Origin of the sequence: Streptomyces sp. NPDC006463 (assembly GCF_042870715.1) — a bacterium.
Taxonomy (GTDB): Bacteria; Actinomycetota; Actinomycetes; order Streptomycetales; family Streptomycetaceae; genus Streptomyces.
Genome location: NZ_JBIAHP010000001.1, coordinates 646689 through 661611 on the forward strand (window position 1 = coordinate 646689; position 14923 = coordinate 661611).

Sequence of the window (14923 nt, forward strand, 5' to 3'; positions counted from 1 at the left end):
CTCCAGGGAGGGCTGTACAGGGTCGGATCGGCCCCGTGGGGCCACCGCTACCCTGCCCGCGCCGCGCACCCGGCACACCCCGAGGTCCGCGTGCCGGACACATGGTTTTAACCTGTTCGGCACATGACAATGTGAGCCTCGCTCTGCCACCTGACACCCCGCCAATTCCCCGGGCGGGGACGGTGCGTATGGATTGGTACCCCCACATGAAGAGAATCTCGCGCCTGACTCCCTGGGCTGCCGGCCTCGCGGCCGCAGCCCTGTTCGCCGTCCCGGCCGCCGCCTCGGCGGGCCAGCAGCGGACGGCGGACGCCCGGTCCGCCACGGGCGCGGCCACGGCTACGGCCGCGACCGCGGTGGACGATTACTACGCACCCGCCGCGGGCAAGACCGGAGCCGCGCTGAAGACCGCACTGCACGACATCATCAAGAACCAGTCCAAGGTGACCTACGACGGCGTGTGGAACGCGCTCAAGGTGACCGACCAGGACCCGGCGAACCCGAACAACGTCATCCTGGTCTACTCCGGCCGCTCCCAGTCCAAGTCCACCAACGGCGGCGGCTCCAACGACTGGAACCGCGAGCACGTCTGGGCCAAGAGCCACGGCGACTTCGGTACCGCGACCGGCCCGGGCACCGACCTGCACCACCTGCGCCCCGAGGACGTCACGGTCAACAGCACCCGCGGCAACAAGGACTTCGACATGGGCGGCAGCCCGGTCTCCGAGGCCCCGGGCAGCTACACCGACGCGGACTCCTTCGAGCCGCGGGACGCGGTCAAGGGCGACGTGGCACGGATGCTGCTCTACATGGCCGTGCGCTACGACGGCGGCGACGGTTTCCCGGACCTGGAGATGAACGACAAGGTCAACAACGGCACCGCCCCCCTCTTCGGCCGGATCAGCCTGCTGAAGCAGTGGAACCAAATGGACCCGCCGGACGCCTTCGAGCAGCGCCGCAACCAGGTCATATTCGACAGCTACCAGCACAACCGGAACCCGTTCATCGACCACCCGGAGTGGGTCAACTCCATCTGGTGACCGGACGGGCAGCCGTGACGTCCTCCGGGGTTGGGCCGCGCCGTGGCCGGGTATTCGCAGGCCAGAGGCTGCGGTCCGCGCCCGGCGGGACAGCCCACGGAGGTACGTCGTCATGGACGGAGCCGGACTTTCCGATCACGAGCAGCGCGCCCTCTCGGCGATCGAAGCCGACCTGAAAGGCGACCGGTCACTCGACCGGCTCCTGCGGTCCGGCCATCCGCGCCGCCGCACCCTGGTGGCCTGTCTGCTCGGCACGGTGACCGTGGCCCTTTTCGTGGCGGCCTCGGTCACCGTGTCCCAGCTGCTGATCTGGGCCTTCGCCGCCGCGTGGACCCTCACCGTGGTCACGGCCCTGCCGCTGATCGGCCGGTGGGCCTCCCGGCGCTGGCAGCTGCGGGATCGGCAGGGCTGAGCGGAGCGGGCGTACCGCCGCCCGGCGGATCCGACGGCTAACGGGCCGGATAGTCCGTGTAGCCGCGGGCGTCGCCTCCGAAGAAGGTGGAGGGGTCCGGGGTGTTGTACGGGCCCTGCGTGCGCAGCCGCTCCGGGAGGTCGGGGTTGGCCAGGAAGAGCGCCCCGAAGGCCAGCAGGTCGGCGGTACCGTCCTCGATCAGTGTCAGAGCCCGGTGGTCGGTGGGACCCTCGGTCGCCGGGTTCAGCACGAGCGGGCCGGTGAACTGCTTGCGCAGCGCCAGGGTGACCTCCCGCGCCTCGGGGCCGTACTCCAGGATGTGCAGGTAGGCAAGCCCGAGTCCGTCGATCTCCTTCGCCAGGGCCTCGTAAACGGGCTGCGGGTCGGGCTCGGAGATGTCGTTGGTCGGGTTCCCGGGCGAGATGCGTAGCCCCGTGCGTTCGGCGCCGATCGCCGCGGCGACCGCCTTGACCACCTCCACGGCGAAGCGGATCCGGTTCTCGGTCGTGCCGCCCCACTCGTCGGTGCGCCGGTTGGTACCCGGTGCGAGGAACTGGTGGATCAGGTAGCCGTTCGCCCCGTGCAGCTCCACACCGTCGAATCCGGCCTCCACCGCGTTGCGGGCGGCCTCGGCGTAGTCGGCGATGGTCGCCCGCACCTCTGCCCCGGTCAGTTCGCGGGGGGTGACGAGGTCCTTCATGCCTTCCGCGGTGAACACCTGCCCGTGGGCGGCGACCGCCGAGGGCGCGACGGGCACGAGGCCGTCCGGCAGCAGCGTCGGGTGGCCGATCCGGCCGGAGTGCATGAGCTGGGCGAAGATCCTGCCGCCCGCCGCGTGCACCGAGTCGGTGACCTCACGCCACGCCGCGACCTGCTCGGCGCTGTGCAGGCCGGGGGTGAAGGGGTAGCCCTGCCCGACGACGGAGGGCTGGATCCCCTCGGTGATGATCAGTCCCGCGGAGGCGCGCTGGGTGTAGTACTCGGCGACGAGGCCGGTGGCGATCCCACCGTCCGCGGCGCGGCTGCGGGTCATGGGAGCCAGGGCGATCCGGTTGGAGAGCGTCCTACCGGCGATGCGAACCGGTTCGAATGCGGTGGTCATATTCGCCTCACGAAGATAGTTGGTCGGCCAATAAAAGCGTCCGGGATGTACCGTACCGCATTTACTTGGCCGACCAAGGTAAAATCTGGAGGCAGATAGGATCCGCCTACGAGGACTGGGGCCCGGAAGACGCCGCGCCTGCCGAGACGGAAGAGGAGCGCCACCATGACCGCGCAAGCCGCCCGGGAACCGCGGCCCACCCCGCAATGCGCAGCGGCGCCGAGTGCCGCGCTGGACGGGCCGGTCAGTCACGCCATCAGCCGCGTCGCCCGGCTCCACCGGATCGCCGCGGGCCGGCTTCTGCGGGACCTGGGGCTGCATCCGGGGCAGGAGTTCCTGATGATGCACCTGTGGGACAGCGGGGCCGTGCGCCAGTCCGAGCTGATCAAGTCCGTGGGACTGGACCCCTCCACGGTGACCAAGATGCTCCAGCGCCTCGAACAGGCCGGACACGTGCGGCGCCGCCCCGACCCGTCCGACGGGCGCGCCTCCCTGGTCGAGGCCACGGAGGCTAGCTGTGGCCTCCTCGTCGACGTGCGCCGGGCCTGGGGCGAGCTGGAACGCCAGACCCTGGAGGGCCTGGACGAGGCCGAAAGCACCGAACTGGTCCGCCTGCTGGGCAAGGTGGAGGCCGGACTCTGCGGGGGCGTGATCGCCGACCATGAGTGAGTGGTTCCTGCAGGCGGGCAGTGGAGCGCGTTTCGACTGGGGGCCCGTCGGCGCGCAACGACTCGCGGCGGACGTCGCGTGTCTGGTGGTCGTCGACGTGCTGTCGTTCACGACCTCGGTGACGGTGGCGGTGGAGTCCGGGGCGCGGGTCTTCCCCTACGCCTGGCGCGACGAGTCCGCGGCCGAGTTCGCCGATCAGATGGACGCGCGTCTGGCCGTCGGACGGCGCATGGCCACGCCGGCATCGCCGTGGTCGCTGTCCCCCGCGGCGCTGCGACGTGCTCCTTCGGTCCCCAGGCTGGTCCTGCCCTCTCCCAACGGCTCCTCGATCGCCGCCGCCGCGGGTGGATCGGTGGTGGTCGCGGGCTGTCTGCGCAATGCGACGGCGGTGGGCCACTGGCTCGCCCGGCACGGCTACGGAACCCCGGATCGCCCGGTCGCCGTGATCGCCTCCGGTGAGCGCTGGCCCGACGGCAGCCTGCGCCCCGGGCTGGAGGACCTGCTCGGTGCCGGAGCCGTCCTCTCGGCGCTGCGGAAGCGGTGCGGTGCCACCCTGTCGCCCGAGGCGGCGGCCGCGGCGGCCTGCTTCGAGGCGACGCCGGACGTCGTGACCGCCGTGGCCACCAGCGCCTCCGGACGGGAACTCGGCGACGGCGGCTTCGCCGACGACGTGAGCATCGCGACCGAACTGGACAGCTGCGCCACCGTTGCGGTCCTCACCGACGGGGCCTTCACCGCGGCAGCCTGACCCCGCGGGATCAGCCCGGCGGGTCCAGGCGGTCGGCGAGAGCGGTGAAGCCGGTCCACGGCAGGGCCGGGGTGCGGGCGTCCCACACCTTCTGGGACAGCGCGGCCAGCGGCAGCCGGATGCCCGCCGCCACCTGGTTCTGGGTCTGCGCGCCGGACAGGTCGGACCAGATGGCCAGGCGCCCGCCCAGGATCTGGTCCGCGTACTGCGCCGGGACGGGGGTGGTGCCGCGCAGGACCAGCGGGGTCCACTGCTCGTAGATGCGCTTGCCCGTGGGGTACGTGAACTGGTTCGGCTGGCCCAGTACGTAGTACAGGTACTCGTCGTTGAGGTTCACGACCTTGCGGCCCTCGCGCAGGTACTCCAGCGGCGGACGGGCGCCGATCTCCTTGCCCGTCCAGTACTCGACCTGGATGTCCTTGGCCGCGCTCGTGACCCCGCCGCGGAAGAAGCCGTCGTTCCAGGCCTTCAGCGCCTTGCCCGAGGGCCGCACCGTGTCCGCGCGGTCGTTGAGCCAGCCCGTGGCCAGGTCCTGCACGCGCGCCGTGGGCCCGTACCGCTGCCGCGCCGCGCTCGCGAGCTGCGGGAAGGAGGCCTCGGGGTCGCGGACCACCAGCGCCTGGTACTCGTCGGCGCCCAGGTGCCAGGCCCCGCCGGGGAAGAGCGGCCGGTACTCGCGCAGCAGTTCGTCGACGAGCTTCGCGGACGCGGGGTTCGATATGTCCACCGCTCCCTTCACCGCCCTGCCCTGTGCGTCGCGCAGCTGCAGGCCGGGATGGGCGCGCAGCACCGCGCCGAGGTGTCCGGGCGAGTCGATCTCGGGGACGACGGTGATGTGCAGGCGGGCGGCGAGTGCGTTGATGGCGCGGACCTGGGCCTTGGTGAGGTGCGGGGTGGAGACGATCTCCGGATGGCTGTCGGACTCGATCCGGAAGGCCTGGTCGTCGGAGAAGTGCAGGCCGAGCTGGTTGAGCTTCAGGTCGGCCATCTCGCGCAGCCGGTCCTCGATCCAGTCGGGGGTGAAGTGCTTGCGCGCGATGTCGAGGTTGAGCCCGCGCTGGGGCTTGGCCGGGCCGTCTCGCACGGTGCCCTCGGGAGCCGAACCGGCGCTCTTCACGGCCTGTTTGAGGGTGCGGGTGCCGTAGAAGACCCCGGCCTCGTCGGGTCCCGTGATCCGCACCCGGCCGTCGTTGACGGCGAGGGTGTACGACTCGGGAGGGCCGGATCCCTTGGCTCCCAGGGAGAGTTCGACGTCTCCGGTACGCGGCTCCCCCGACTCGGCGTATCCCATGCGCAGTTCACCGGCGAGCAGTTTGCCCTCGTCGGACAGGGCCGCCTCGTCGCCCGGCGCGACCACCACGCGGGCCTCCGGGGCGGGCTTCCAGCCGGGGCCCCGGGCGGGTATGTGTTCCCGTACGGCGGGGATGGTGCGCGGGGCGGTGGACAGGGCGTAGGAGGGCGTCGGGGACGGGGCGGGTTCGGTGGGCGCCGCGGAGGGGGCCGGCGAACCGGCACTGGCACCGGGTGTCGGGGCGCCAGGGGCGCGGGCCTCGTCGGAGGCGGCCGTGCAGCCCGGAACGGCAAGGGTGACCAGCGCGGCGACCGTGGCCGTCGCTATGACGTGGCCTCTCACGTGAAACCTCGGTTTTCGCATCATGCGCCTGTGTTCCCCCGTACCAACCTGGCACGAGGGACACGGGCACGCGACCCGGAGGCCTCAGGCCAAGGCGTCGAGCGCGGCGGCGGCGAACCGGTGGTCCTGGTCCGGGGCCCCGCCACCGACGCCGATCGCGCCGATCAGTCGGCCGTCCCGGTGGACGGGCAGCCCGCCGGCGATGAACAGCAGCGGCCGGTCGAGGGCGGTGGGCAGTGTGTGGAACAGCCCGCCGGGCCGCACGGCGTCGACGAGGTCGGCGGTGGGTGCGTTGAGCTGCAGGGCCGTGTAGGCCTTGCGGGTGCTGGTCTCGCCGGAGATCAGCACGGCGCGGTCGTCGCGGCGGAAGGCGAGCAGGTGACCGCCGGCGTCGAGGACGGTGACGCTGACCGTGGCCCCGGCCGCTTCCGCGGCGGTCCGGGCGGCGGCGACGAGCAGGTCGGCGTCCTCGCTGGTCAGGGGCGCGACGGTGGTACGGGTGACGCTGGACATGCGGGTTTCTCCTTGCAGGGGGTACGACGGGCAGGTGGCGGATCAGAGGTGAGCCGGGACGGCGGCGGGCGTCTCGGGGGTCCCGGCCGCGGCCACGCGGCCGGGGCGGTGCGCGAGCCCTGCCGTACGGCGCTCCAGCGCGCCGGAGACCAGGGCGAGCACCAGGGCGGAGGCGGCCAGCGCCGCGCCGACCCAGTTCGGGGCGGTCCAGCCGAAGCCCGCGGCGATCACCAGGCCGCCGAGCCAGGCGGCGAGGGCGTTGCCCAGGTTGAAGGCGCCGATGTTGACCGCGGAGGCCAGGGTCGGCGCGCCCGCCGCCTGGTCGAGCACCCGCTTCTGGAGCGGGGGCACGGTCGCGAAGCCGAGGGCGCCGATGAGCGCGATGGTGACGGCGGCGCCCGCCTTGGTGTGGGCGGTGAGCGTGAAGACGGCCAGGGTGAGTGCGAGCGCGCCGAGGGACACGTACAGCATGGGCATCAGCGCCCGGTCGGCGTACCGGCCGCCGATGAGGTTGCCGGCGACCATGCCGAGGCCGAAGAGGACGAGGAGCCAGGTGACGGACGAGTCGGCGAAGCCGGCGACGTCGGTCATCATCGGGGTGATGTAGGTGATCGCGGCGAAGACGCCGCCGAAGCCGAGGACGGTCATCGCCATCGCGAGCAGCACCTGGACGTTGCGGAAGGCGGCCAGCTCGCGGCGGATCCGTACGCCGCCTTCGGGCCGGGGCAGTTCGGGTACCAGCCGGGCGATGCCGAGCAGGCCGAGGACGCCGAGCCCGGCGACGATCAGGAAGGTGACACGCCAGCCGAGGGTCTGTCCGACGAGGGTGCCGAGCGGGACGCCGACCACGTTGGCCACGGTCAGGCCGGTGAACATCATGGCGATGGCTCCGGCCTTCTTCTCGGGGGCGACGAGCCCGGCGGCGACGACGGCGCCGATGCCGAAGAAAGCGCCGTGGGCGAGGGAGGCGACGACGCGGCCGGCCAGCATGACCTCGAAGACGGGCGCGAGGGCGGAGAGCACGTTGCCCGCGATGAACAGGCCCATGAGCAGCATCAGCATCCGCTTGCGGGGGATCCGGGTGCCGAGGACGGTCATCAGCGGCGCGCCGAGGACCACGCCGAGGGCGTAGCCGGTGACCAGGAAGCCCGCGGTGGGGATGGAGACGCCGTACTCGCCGGCGACCTCGGGGAGCAGACCCATGATCACGAACTCGGTGGTGCCGATCCCGAAAGCCCCGATGGCGAGGGCGAGGAGTGCGAGAGGCATGTGGGGAGGAGCCCTTCAGGGGAGGGGGTGGAGCGGGTCGCGGCGCCACGGGCGCCGGTGGGCGGCATATGTTGCTGTCGCCGCTTACATGCGTCCACATTAATTGCGTACGCGGGATATTTGCAAGCGCGGGCTATTGCGCAGGTGACCTATCCTGGTGGCATACGCGGTACCCGCTTCGAAGGAGGAGCCCATGACGGCCACGGACAGCGCGCTCACCGCCCTCTCCCAGGGCTGGTGCGCCCTCTCCCTCCTGCACGGGCGGATCGAGGCGCACATCGAGCGGGCGCTCCAGGCGGGACACGGCCTGAGCGTGCGCGAGTACTCGCTGCTCGACGTCCTGAGCCGCCAGCACAGCGGCCCGGGCGGGCACCTGCGGATGCACCAGGTCGCCGACTCGGTGGTGCTCAGCCAGAGCGCGACGACCCGCCTGGTCAGCCGGCTGGAGGACCGCGGCCTGCTGAACCGCTACATCTGCGACACCGACCGGCGGGGCATCTACACCGACGTGAGCGAGGCGGGCCTGTCCCTGCTGGCCGCGGCCCGGCCGACGAACGACACCGCCCTGCGCGAGGCGCTGGACGAGGCCGCGCAGAACCCCGAACTGGCCCCGCTGGTCGCGGTGGTGGAGAACACCCGGGCCGGCTGACGACTCGGTCGGCGATGGACGTCCGGGTGGGTCGGCCCGGGCGTCCGGCTGGTGGGTGAGCCGGTCGGCCGTCGCGCCGACGGGGGTGAGAGCAGTGCTCGGCTCACATCAGCAGGTCGCCGGGACCATTGGTGGCCAGGTTCATGATCAGGGCGGCCGGCGCGAGGGCGGAGCACGCGCCCCATCCCCCCAACTGGTAGTCGCCGACGCGCAGATGGGCGCCGAGCGCGCCGAGGAAGTAGAGGACGAGGCCGGCGGCGGCGAGTGCGCCGACCACCGGCACGACGAGCCCGGCCAGCAGCCCCAGCGCGCCGGCCGCCAGCAGCGCGCCCAGCGGCACCATCCACGACCGGGGCACGCGCATTTTGTCTGCCTGGCGTGCGGGGTAGTCGTGACCCATGAAGTTGGCCACGGCAGCCGCGCCGTAGACGACCGAGGCAAGGAGGGTGACGACGAGGTAGGCGGCGAACACGGGACTCCCCCAGGTGTGAGAACAGCGGTGAGTGCTCGCGTCTTTGACAGTCGGCGCCGCCGAAATGTGACACGCCCGGGGACGCGGAGTGGTTGCGGTAGCTCTCGTCCGCGAGTCGTCGCATGTGATCCGCGGCACAGTTGTCGTGCGCTGTCACATTCCCGCTGCGTGGCCGGTCGTGAGGGTGTGGGACGACGCCTCCCGGCTGCCCGAGCGGCAGCCGGCCGCACAGAGACGAGAACGACATGCAGCCGCTCCCGGTGCCCGGTGGAACCTTCGACGACTTCGTCGCCGACCAGCTGAAGGGCGGCCGCGCATGAGCGGCGCGAACGCCGCGACGGTCCGCGGCGGACTGACGTTCCTCGCCCTCGTATCCGCGGTGTTGGGCGGCTACGTCCTCATCTCACCCGAGGGATTCTTCAACTGGTCCTGGGTCAACATGGGCATGGCCTACAACCCGCACCTGATGCTCGACTACGGCGCGATGAACCTGGCCGCCGCGGTTCCCCTCGGCGGCGCCGCCATCGTGATGAGCCCGGCCTTCGTCCGTACCGCGCTGGCCTCGTACGCGGTGTGGTCCACCGCGCATTTCCTCATCCATGTGCGCTTCCGTTCCCATGTCGTCGCGCACGCGTCCGCCGCGGAAGCGAACCTCCTCCTCGGTGTGCTGGGCGTCGGCGTCGTGATCCCGATCGCGTTGCTCCTGCTCACCTTCGACCGAACAGCGCGTTCCTGATAGCGGCCGGGCCCTGCTGAGCCAGTTGACGGTCTGCCAGGCCCGGCGGCCTAGGGCTTGGAAGGGCTCGGGGATGCCGAAGGGGGTGAGGCGCGGGAGCTCGTGGGCGGCGGGGACGCCGGCGAGGGCGCGGACTTCGACGGTGAGACCGAGGCCCCGGTGGGAGTCCGCGACGCGGACGGCGTGGTGCTCGGGCCCGGCGTCGGCGCGGAGCTCGGTTCCGGCGTGACGGACGGCGACGGCCGGGGAGCCGGCGGCGGGGAACCGATCTCGGGCGGCGCCGCGGGCGGCGCCGGGCGGACGGGAGGCGGCTCGGGGGCGAGCACGAGGTAGCCCACCACGGCGGCCGCCGCCGCGGCCAGCCCGGCCAGGGGCAGCCCGAGGCTCCGCAGCCGCGCCACGGGGAACCCGGGGAACCGCCGTACGTGCGGCCCCGGCGGATCGGCCGGGCGCAGCTCGCGGACCGTCACACCGGCCGCGCGCGCGTCCAGGGCCTCCCGCAGCCTGCGCTCGACGGGGCGTTCGCCGTACGTCATACCCGTCCCTCCAGAATCCGCTCCAGCGCGTCCAGCGCCCGGCTCGCGTTCGACTTCACCGCTCCCCGGCTGATCCCGAGGGTGGTGGCGATCTCCGCCTCGCTGAGCTCGGCCCAGTACCGCAGCACCAGGACCTGGCGTCGGCGCGGGCTCAACCGGCCGAGCGCGGCGAGCACTTCGCGGTGCGCCTCGTCGAGGACCACGTGCGCCTCCGCCGACGGTACGTCGGCCGCCGCGGGCGGCGTCCAGGCCCGGGCGGTCCGCCTGCGGCGCAGGACCGAGCGCGAGGTGTTGACGACGGCGGTGCGCAGGTAGCCGAGGGCGTTGTCCACCTCGGTGATGTGCTCCCCGTGGCGACGGTACAGGGCGGTGAAGGCGTCCTGGACCACGTCCTCGGCGGTGGGCAGGTCGTCGACGAGGAGCACCGCGAGGCGGACCATGCGCAACCGGTGCGCGTGGTAGAGCGCGGTCACGGTGGGCGGCTGATCGCCCGGGCCGCCGGTCGTGTCGTGGATGTACGGGTACCCGTACGGCCGGGGCGCGGCGGCCGGGGCGGAACTGTCGCGGCGCAGCAACGACCACAGGCCCCGCCACGCCCGGCCGAAGCCGGGCGTGAGGGGGCCGACGGGTGGTGCGAGGTGGAGCACGGTATTCCTCAGCCGTTGGCGCGGCGCCGCACGGCGTACAGGGTCCCGGCGCCCGCGGCCATGAGCACGGCGGCCCCGGCCCCCAGTGCGGTGGTGGTCGCGGAGGAGCCAGTATGCGCGAGCTCGGGCCCGGCGGGCGAAGCCGAGGGCTGGGGGGCGCCGCTGGGGGCGGCGCTCGGTGCCGCGCTGCCGGGCACGCTGACGGACGGGCTCGGCGCCGCGCTGCCGGGCACGCTGGCCGACGGGCTCGGCGTCGCACCGGTGGCGGCCGCCTTCGGCGCGGCGCTCGGCGAGGCGCTGGACGCGGGCGCCGGCGTCGGCGAGGCGGAGCCCCCCGCGGCGAAGGCCGGTCCGGCGAGAGCGACGACCGCCCCGGCGGCGGCAGCGCCGAGGGCGGCCCGGCGGACGGTGCGGGGGACGCGCTTCAGGTTCATCACGGTGGTTCTCCACGGTCGGGTCGAGGGAGCCGGATCGCACCCTTCACCCCCGCACGACGCGCGAACCCCGCCGAGGTTGCCGCCTTCGCACAGATATTTTTTTCGACCGTGCCCCGGGAGGAGTCAGCCGGGCGGGAGGCCGGCCAGGGCGGTGCCCAGCGCGGCGATGCCCTCCTCGATCTCGCCAGTCGAGCCAGCCGCGTAGCCGAGGATCAGGCCGGGCGGGCCCGGGGTCAGGCGGTGCCAGGAGAGCGGGTGGGCCTTGACTCCGAGGGCCAGGGCCGCCGAGGCCAGGGCCGTGTCCGCGAAGCGGGCGCCGTCGAAGGTGACCATCAGGTGCAGTCCGGCGGCCGCGCCGTGCACCCGGGCCCCGGGCAGCCGGTCCGCGACGGCGCGGAGCATGGCGTCCCTGCGGCGGCGGTGGCGGCGCCGGACGAAGCGCAGGTGGCGCTCCAGTTCGCCGGAGTCCATCAGCCGGGCGAGGACCAGCTGGGCGAGGACCGGGTTGCCGAGGTCGGCGTAGCGCTTGGCCTCGGTCACGGCCTCGCGCAGGCGCGGCGGGACCAGCAGCCAGCCGAGGCGCAGGGCGGGGGCGAGGAGTTTGGACACGCTCCCGGCGTAGCAGACGGCCTCGGGCAGCAGGGCGCGCAGTGCGGGGACGGGGGCCCGGTCGTAGCGGTGCTCGGCGTCGTAGTCGTCCTCGATGACCACTCCCCCGGCGGCCGCCCAGCCGAGCAGGTCGCGGCGGCGCTCACCGTCGAGCACGACCCCGGTCGGGAACTGGTGCGCCGGGGTGAGCAGGACGGCGCCCACCCCGCTCGCCCGGAGCGCGGCCACGTCCAGCCCGGCCTCGTCCACCCGTACGGGCACCGTCTCCAGCCGCCCGTACTCCAGTTGCTGCCGGGCCCCGAGCGAGCCGGGGTCCTCGACCGCGACCCGGGACACCCCGTCCTCCCGCAGGACCTGCGCCAGCAGTCCCAGGGCCTGGGCCACCCCCGCGACGACCACCACGTCGTCGGGGTCGGCGCGGATCCCCCGGTTGCGGGCCAGCCAGCCGACGACGGCCTCGCGCAGCGCGGGCGCGCCCTGCGGGTTCCCGTAGCCGAAGTCGGCGGGGGTGAGCCCGGCGAGCACCCGACGCTCGGCCTGGAGCCAGGCGGTACGGGGAAAGGCGGTCAGGTCGGGTACTCCGGGCGAGAGGTCGATCCGGCAGGGCACGGCCCGCAGGGCGTCCACCAGCCCTCCGCGCGTGGGGGCGGTGGTGGGCCCGGCCGCCGGGGGCGGGGCGGCGACGACGACCGTGCCGCCCCGGCCCCGGCCGGACACCTGACCGGTCTCGGCGAGGCGCTGGTACGCCTCGGTGACCAGCCCCCGCGAGACGCGCAGTTCCGCGGCGAGCACCCGGCTGGCCGGGAGCCGGCTGCCGACCGGCAGGGTGCCGTCGGCGATGGCGGCACGGAGCCGGCCCGCCAGCCAGTCGGTGCGGCCGCCCGGCGGGGCCTGGCCGATGTCGAGCTGGAGGAAGTCCGATCCGCTTTTGGACCCCTCGCCCTGGCCTTCATTGGACCTGCTCATGGGACCATTGTGCCGCGACGCTGGACGCATGAAGACGAAGACACCTTCCACCGCCTTCCGGGACCTGGTGCCCGGTATCGCCGGGATGGCGCTGGTCGGCAGCAGCGTCACCGTCTCCCGCTCCCTCGTCGACGCCCCGCTGTTCGCCGTCCAGGCCGCCCGGTACACGGCCGCCACTCTGCTCCTGCTCGCCCTGGCCCGGGCCGCCCGGGTGCCGGTGCTGCGGCCGCGCGGCCGGGAGTGGCTGTGGCTGGCCGGGATCGCGGCGACGGGACTGGTGCTGTTCAACGTGGCCGTCGTACGCGGGGTCGCCCATGCCGAACCGGCCGTCATCGCCGTCGCGGTGGCGTCCGTGCCGATCCTGCTCGGGCTCATCGGTCCCTTCCTGGAGGGGAGACGGCCCAGTCGTCAGGTGCTGCTGGCGGCTCCCGTGGTCGTGGCCGGGGCCGTACTGGTCGAGGGGACGGGCCGGACCGACGCCGCCGGGGTGGCCTGGGCCGCGCTCGCGCTGGGCTGCGAGGCCGGGTTCACCCTGCTCGCCGTACCGGTGCTGCGCCGGCACGGCGCGTGGGGCGTGTCCGTGCACGCGGTGTGGATGGGGGCGGTGATGCTGGCGGGGCTCACGGTGTGTACGGAGCGGCCCTCGGAGCTGCTGCGACTCGGCGCGGCCCAGTGGGCGGCCGCCGGGTACCTCGCCGTCATGGTGACGGCGGTGGCGTTCCTGCTCTGGTACCGCACGGTGGCCGCCGTGGGCTCCGGCCGGGCCGGGCTGCTGACGGGGGTCGCGCCGCTCGCCGCGGCGGGCGCCGGGGCCCTCACGGGCGGCGGTGTCCCGGGTCCGGCGGTGTGGCTGGGCCTGGCCGTGGTCGTCACCGGCCTCGCGCTGGGCCTGGGGAGCCGGCCGCGCCCCGCGCCCGTGCCGAACGCGCCCCGGGAGCCCGCGTCCCCTTGAGCACGCCGGTCCTCGTGGATCACAATCCGCAGATGGCGACGCCCCCGTACAGCAGTTGGATGCGGTACTTCTCCCCCACCGCCAACCACCGCAGACTCGGCCTGGTCTGCCTCGGGGTGGGGGTGCAGCAGGGCGGGCTGCCGGTCGTGGGGCCGCGCGCGCTCGACCACCACGTCGCCGTGGTCGTCACCCGCGGCCGGGGCTGGTTCAGCCACGGCGGCCGGCCTGCCCAGCCGGTGACCGCGCCCGCGCTGCTGTGGCTGGTGCCGGGGGTGGAGCACCACTACGGGCCCGATCCGCGGACCGGCTGGGACGAGTGCTTCGTCGACTTCGCGGGCCACAGCGTGGCGGCGTACACCGACCTCGGCTACGTGACCCCGGACCGGCCGCTGGTGCCGCTGAGCGGGACGGCCGGGGTGCAGCACGTGGTCGACGGGATCGTACGGGCCGCGCGGCGCGGCGGCCCACTGCTGGAGGTCGAGGCCGCCGCCGCCGTGCACGCCCTGCTGGTGGCCCTGCGCTACGCCCGCGCCGAGGTGTCCCGGCACGGCGACACGGTGATGGACACCCTGGCGCGGGACGCCCTGCTGCCGATATCGGTGGCCGGGCACGCCGCCCGGCTCGGGATGCCGCTGCCCCAGCTGCGCCGGGCGGTGCGGCGCAGCACCGGGGAGGGGGTCAAGGAGTACCTGCTCGGGATCAGGCTGAGCCGGGCGAAGGAGCTGCTGGCCCGCACCGACCTGCCGGTCGCCGGGGTCGCCCGGCGGGTCGGTTACGAGGATCCCTCCTACTTCAGCCGGCTGTTCAGCCGCCGGGTGGGGATGGCTCCCGTACGGTTCCGGGCCCAGCAGTCGGTGCGCGGTCCGGTCCGCTGAGACCGGTCACGGTCGGCGGGCGTAGCAGAAGAGGTGTTCCTCGGAGCCGGCGAGTGCGTCGGCGGGACGGAAGGGGGCGATGTGATGGTGCAGCACCTCCAGGCCGCTCTCCGTCAGCCTGGCCAGATGGTCCTCCGTCGAGAGGCTGCTGACGGTGACCTCGTGGCCCATCCACTCGATGTCGAGGCCCCGGATGTCACCCGGGACCGTCGCCATAACGAAGTACCCGCCCGGCGCGACCCAGGACGCCATCCGCTCCAGCGCCGCCGCGACCTCCGGCTGGTCCATCACGAGCAGAGGGAAGAAGGAGCACACCGCGTCGAAGCCGCCCGGCTCGGGCGTGTAGGTGCGCACGTCGGCCTGTTCGAAGCGTGCCTGCGGGACCCTGGCGCGGGCCAGTTCGACCATGGCCGCCGAGACGTCGATGCCGGTCACCGCGCAGCCGGCCCGGACCAGTGCCTCGGCGGTGGGCCGTCCGGTGCCGCTGCCCACGTCCAGCACGCGGGCGCCGCCGGGCAGGCGTTCGGTGAGCCAGTCGAGGGCGTCGAGCTGGCCGGGCAGCCGCCCGAACGCCTCCTCGTAGCGCTCCCCCAGCTCGTCGAACACCTCTGCCGCCGACTTGCGTTGACCCATCGGACCGCTCCTTCGTCTCCGGGGG

At 73.6% G+C, this 14923-nt stretch carries 18 protein-coding genes; 8 read left to right on the forward strand and 10 right to left on the reverse strand.

Annotated elements, in window-relative coordinates:
* Positions 1 to 206 precede the first annotated feature (206 nt).
* On the forward strand, positions 207 to 1040 hold the full coding sequence (locus tag ACFYOB_RS03145) for an endonuclease I family protein (protein WP_388553664.1): 834 nt from the start codon (positions 207 to 209) through the stop codon (positions 1038 to 1040).
* Positions 1041 to 1152: 112 nt separating this feature from the next.
* Positions 1153 to 1452, forward strand: coding sequence for a DUF3040 domain-containing protein (locus ACFYOB_RS03150; RefSeq protein WP_388553666.1), 300 nt, complete (start codon positions 1153 to 1155; stop codon positions 1450 to 1452).
* Between the two features lie 37 nt (positions 1453 to 1489).
* On the opposite strand, the gene ACFYOB_RS03155 is transcribed toward ACFYOB_RS03150, so the two are convergent.
* Positions 1490 to 2527, reverse strand: coding sequence for an alkene reductase (locus tag ACFYOB_RS03155; RefSeq protein WP_388554039.1), 1038 nt, complete (start codon positions 2525 to 2527; stop codon positions 1490 to 1492).
* 192 nt (positions 2528 to 2719) lie between these two features.
* On the opposite strand from ACFYOB_RS03155, the gene ACFYOB_RS03160 reads away from it, so the two are divergent.
* Together ACFYOB_RS03160 and ACFYOB_RS03165 are read left to right on the forward strand one after the other, a co-directional pair.
* Positions 2720 to 3223 (forward strand): MarR family winged helix-turn-helix transcriptional regulator, encoded by a 504-nt coding sequence (locus ACFYOB_RS03160; protein WP_388553668.1) that lies wholly within the window; start codon positions 2720 to 2722, stop codon positions 3221 to 3223.
* Positions 3216 to 3971 carry a 2-phosphosulfolactate phosphatase gene (locus ACFYOB_RS03165; RefSeq protein WP_388553670.1) on the forward strand — a complete coding sequence of 252 codons (756 nt, stop codon included), beginning with the start codon at positions 3216 to 3218 and terminating at the stop codon, positions 3969 to 3971. The genes ACFYOB_RS03160 and ACFYOB_RS03165 overlap by 8 nt, the downstream gene beginning before the upstream one ends.
* Before the next feature lie 10 nt (positions 3972 to 3981).
* On the opposite strand, the gene ACFYOB_RS03170 is transcribed toward ACFYOB_RS03165, so the two are convergent.
* The 3 genes from ACFYOB_RS03170 to ACFYOB_RS03180 all read right to left on the reverse strand — a co-directional run bounded on the left by ACFYOB_RS03170 (position 3982) and on the right by ACFYOB_RS03180 (position 7386).
* Positions 3982 to 5625: a family 20 glycosylhydrolase gene (locus tag ACFYOB_RS03170; RefSeq protein ID WP_388554041.1), complete on the reverse strand. Its 1644-nt coding sequence runs from the start codon at positions 5623 to 5625 to the stop codon at positions 3982 to 3984.
* A 63-nt stretch (positions 5626 to 5688) separates the two neighbouring features.
* Positions 5689 to 6117 carry a heme-binding protein gene (locus ACFYOB_RS03175; protein ID WP_388553672.1) on the reverse strand — a complete coding sequence of 143 codons (429 nt, stop codon included), beginning with the start codon at positions 6115 to 6117 and terminating at the stop codon, positions 5689 to 5691.
* A 42-nt stretch (positions 6118 to 6159) separates the two neighbouring features.
* The gene (locus tag ACFYOB_RS03180; RefSeq protein ID WP_388553674.1) at positions 6160 to 7386 is read right to left on the reverse strand and encodes an MFS transporter; all 1227 of its coding nucleotides are present in this window, start codon (positions 7384 to 7386) and stop codon (positions 6160 to 6162) included.
* 193 nt (positions 7387 to 7579) lie between these two features.
* On the opposite strand from ACFYOB_RS03180, the gene ACFYOB_RS03185 reads away from it, so the two are divergent.
* Positions 7580 to 8035, forward strand: coding sequence for a MarR family winged helix-turn-helix transcriptional regulator (locus ACFYOB_RS03185; RefSeq protein WP_388553676.1), 456 nt, complete (start codon positions 7580 to 7582; stop codon positions 8033 to 8035).
* A gap of 103 nt (positions 8036 to 8138) precedes the next feature.
* Here the strand turns inward: ACFYOB_RS03185 and ACFYOB_RS03190 are convergent, their stop codons facing one another.
* Entirely contained in the window at positions 8139 to 8507 is a 369-nt protein-coding gene (locus tag ACFYOB_RS03190; RefSeq protein WP_388553678.1) for a DoxX family protein, read from the reverse strand.
* A 316-nt stretch (positions 8508 to 8823) separates the two neighbouring features.
* On the opposite strand from ACFYOB_RS03190, the gene ACFYOB_RS03195 reads away from it, so the two are divergent.
* Positions 8824 to 9243: a hypothetical protein gene (locus ACFYOB_RS03195; protein WP_388553680.1), complete on the forward strand. Its 420-nt coding sequence runs from the start codon at positions 8824 to 8826 to the stop codon at positions 9241 to 9243.
* Between the two features lie 50 nt (positions 9244 to 9293).
* On the opposite strand, the gene ACFYOB_RS03200 is transcribed toward ACFYOB_RS03195, so the two are convergent.
* The 4 genes from ACFYOB_RS03200 to ACFYOB_RS03215 all read right to left on the reverse strand — a co-directional run bounded on the left by ACFYOB_RS03200 (position 9294) and on the right by ACFYOB_RS03215 (position 12438).
* On the reverse strand, positions 9294 to 9779 hold the full coding sequence (locus ACFYOB_RS03200) for a hypothetical protein (protein WP_388553682.1): 486 nt from the start codon (positions 9777 to 9779) through the stop codon (positions 9294 to 9296).
* Positions 9776 to 10426 (reverse strand): RNA polymerase sigma factor, encoded by a 651-nt coding sequence (locus tag ACFYOB_RS03205; RefSeq protein ID WP_388553684.1) that lies wholly within the window; start codon positions 10424 to 10426, stop codon positions 9776 to 9778. Before ACFYOB_RS03205 ends, ACFYOB_RS03200 begins: the two co-directional genes overlap by 4 nt.
* A gap of 8 nt (positions 10427 to 10434) precedes the next feature.
* Positions 10435 to 10860: an LAETG motif-containing sortase-dependent surface protein gene (locus ACFYOB_RS03210; RefSeq protein ID WP_388553686.1), complete on the reverse strand. Its 426-nt coding sequence runs from the start codon at positions 10858 to 10860 to the stop codon at positions 10435 to 10437.
* Between the two features lie 126 nt (positions 10861 to 10986).
* A complete protein-coding gene (locus ACFYOB_RS03215; RefSeq protein ID WP_388553689.1) occupies positions 10987 to 12438 on the reverse strand; it encodes a PLP-dependent aminotransferase family protein in 1452 nt (483 codons plus the stop codon).
* A 28-nt stretch (positions 12439 to 12466) separates the two neighbouring features.
* Here ACFYOB_RS03215 and ACFYOB_RS03220 point away from each other — a divergent pair, with 28 nt between their 5' ends.
* Both ACFYOB_RS03220 and ACFYOB_RS03225 read left to right on the forward strand, forming a co-directional pair.
* Positions 12467 to 13390 (forward strand): EamA family transporter, encoded by a 924-nt coding sequence (locus tag ACFYOB_RS03220; protein ID WP_388553691.1) that lies wholly within the window; start codon positions 12467 to 12469, stop codon positions 13388 to 13390.
* 32 nt (positions 13391 to 13422) lie between these two features.
* On the forward strand, positions 13423 to 14265 hold the full coding sequence (locus ACFYOB_RS03225) for a helix-turn-helix domain-containing protein (protein WP_388553694.1): 843 nt from the start codon (positions 13423 to 13425) through the stop codon (positions 14263 to 14265).
* Positions 14266 to 14271: 6 nt separating this feature from the next.
* Here the strand turns inward: ACFYOB_RS03225 and ACFYOB_RS03230 are convergent, their stop codons facing one another.
* A complete protein-coding gene (locus tag ACFYOB_RS03230) occupies positions 14272 to 14898 on the reverse strand; it encodes a class I SAM-dependent methyltransferase (RefSeq protein WP_388553697.1) in 627 nt (208 codons plus the stop codon).
* Positions 14899 to 14923 lie beyond the last annotated feature (25 nt).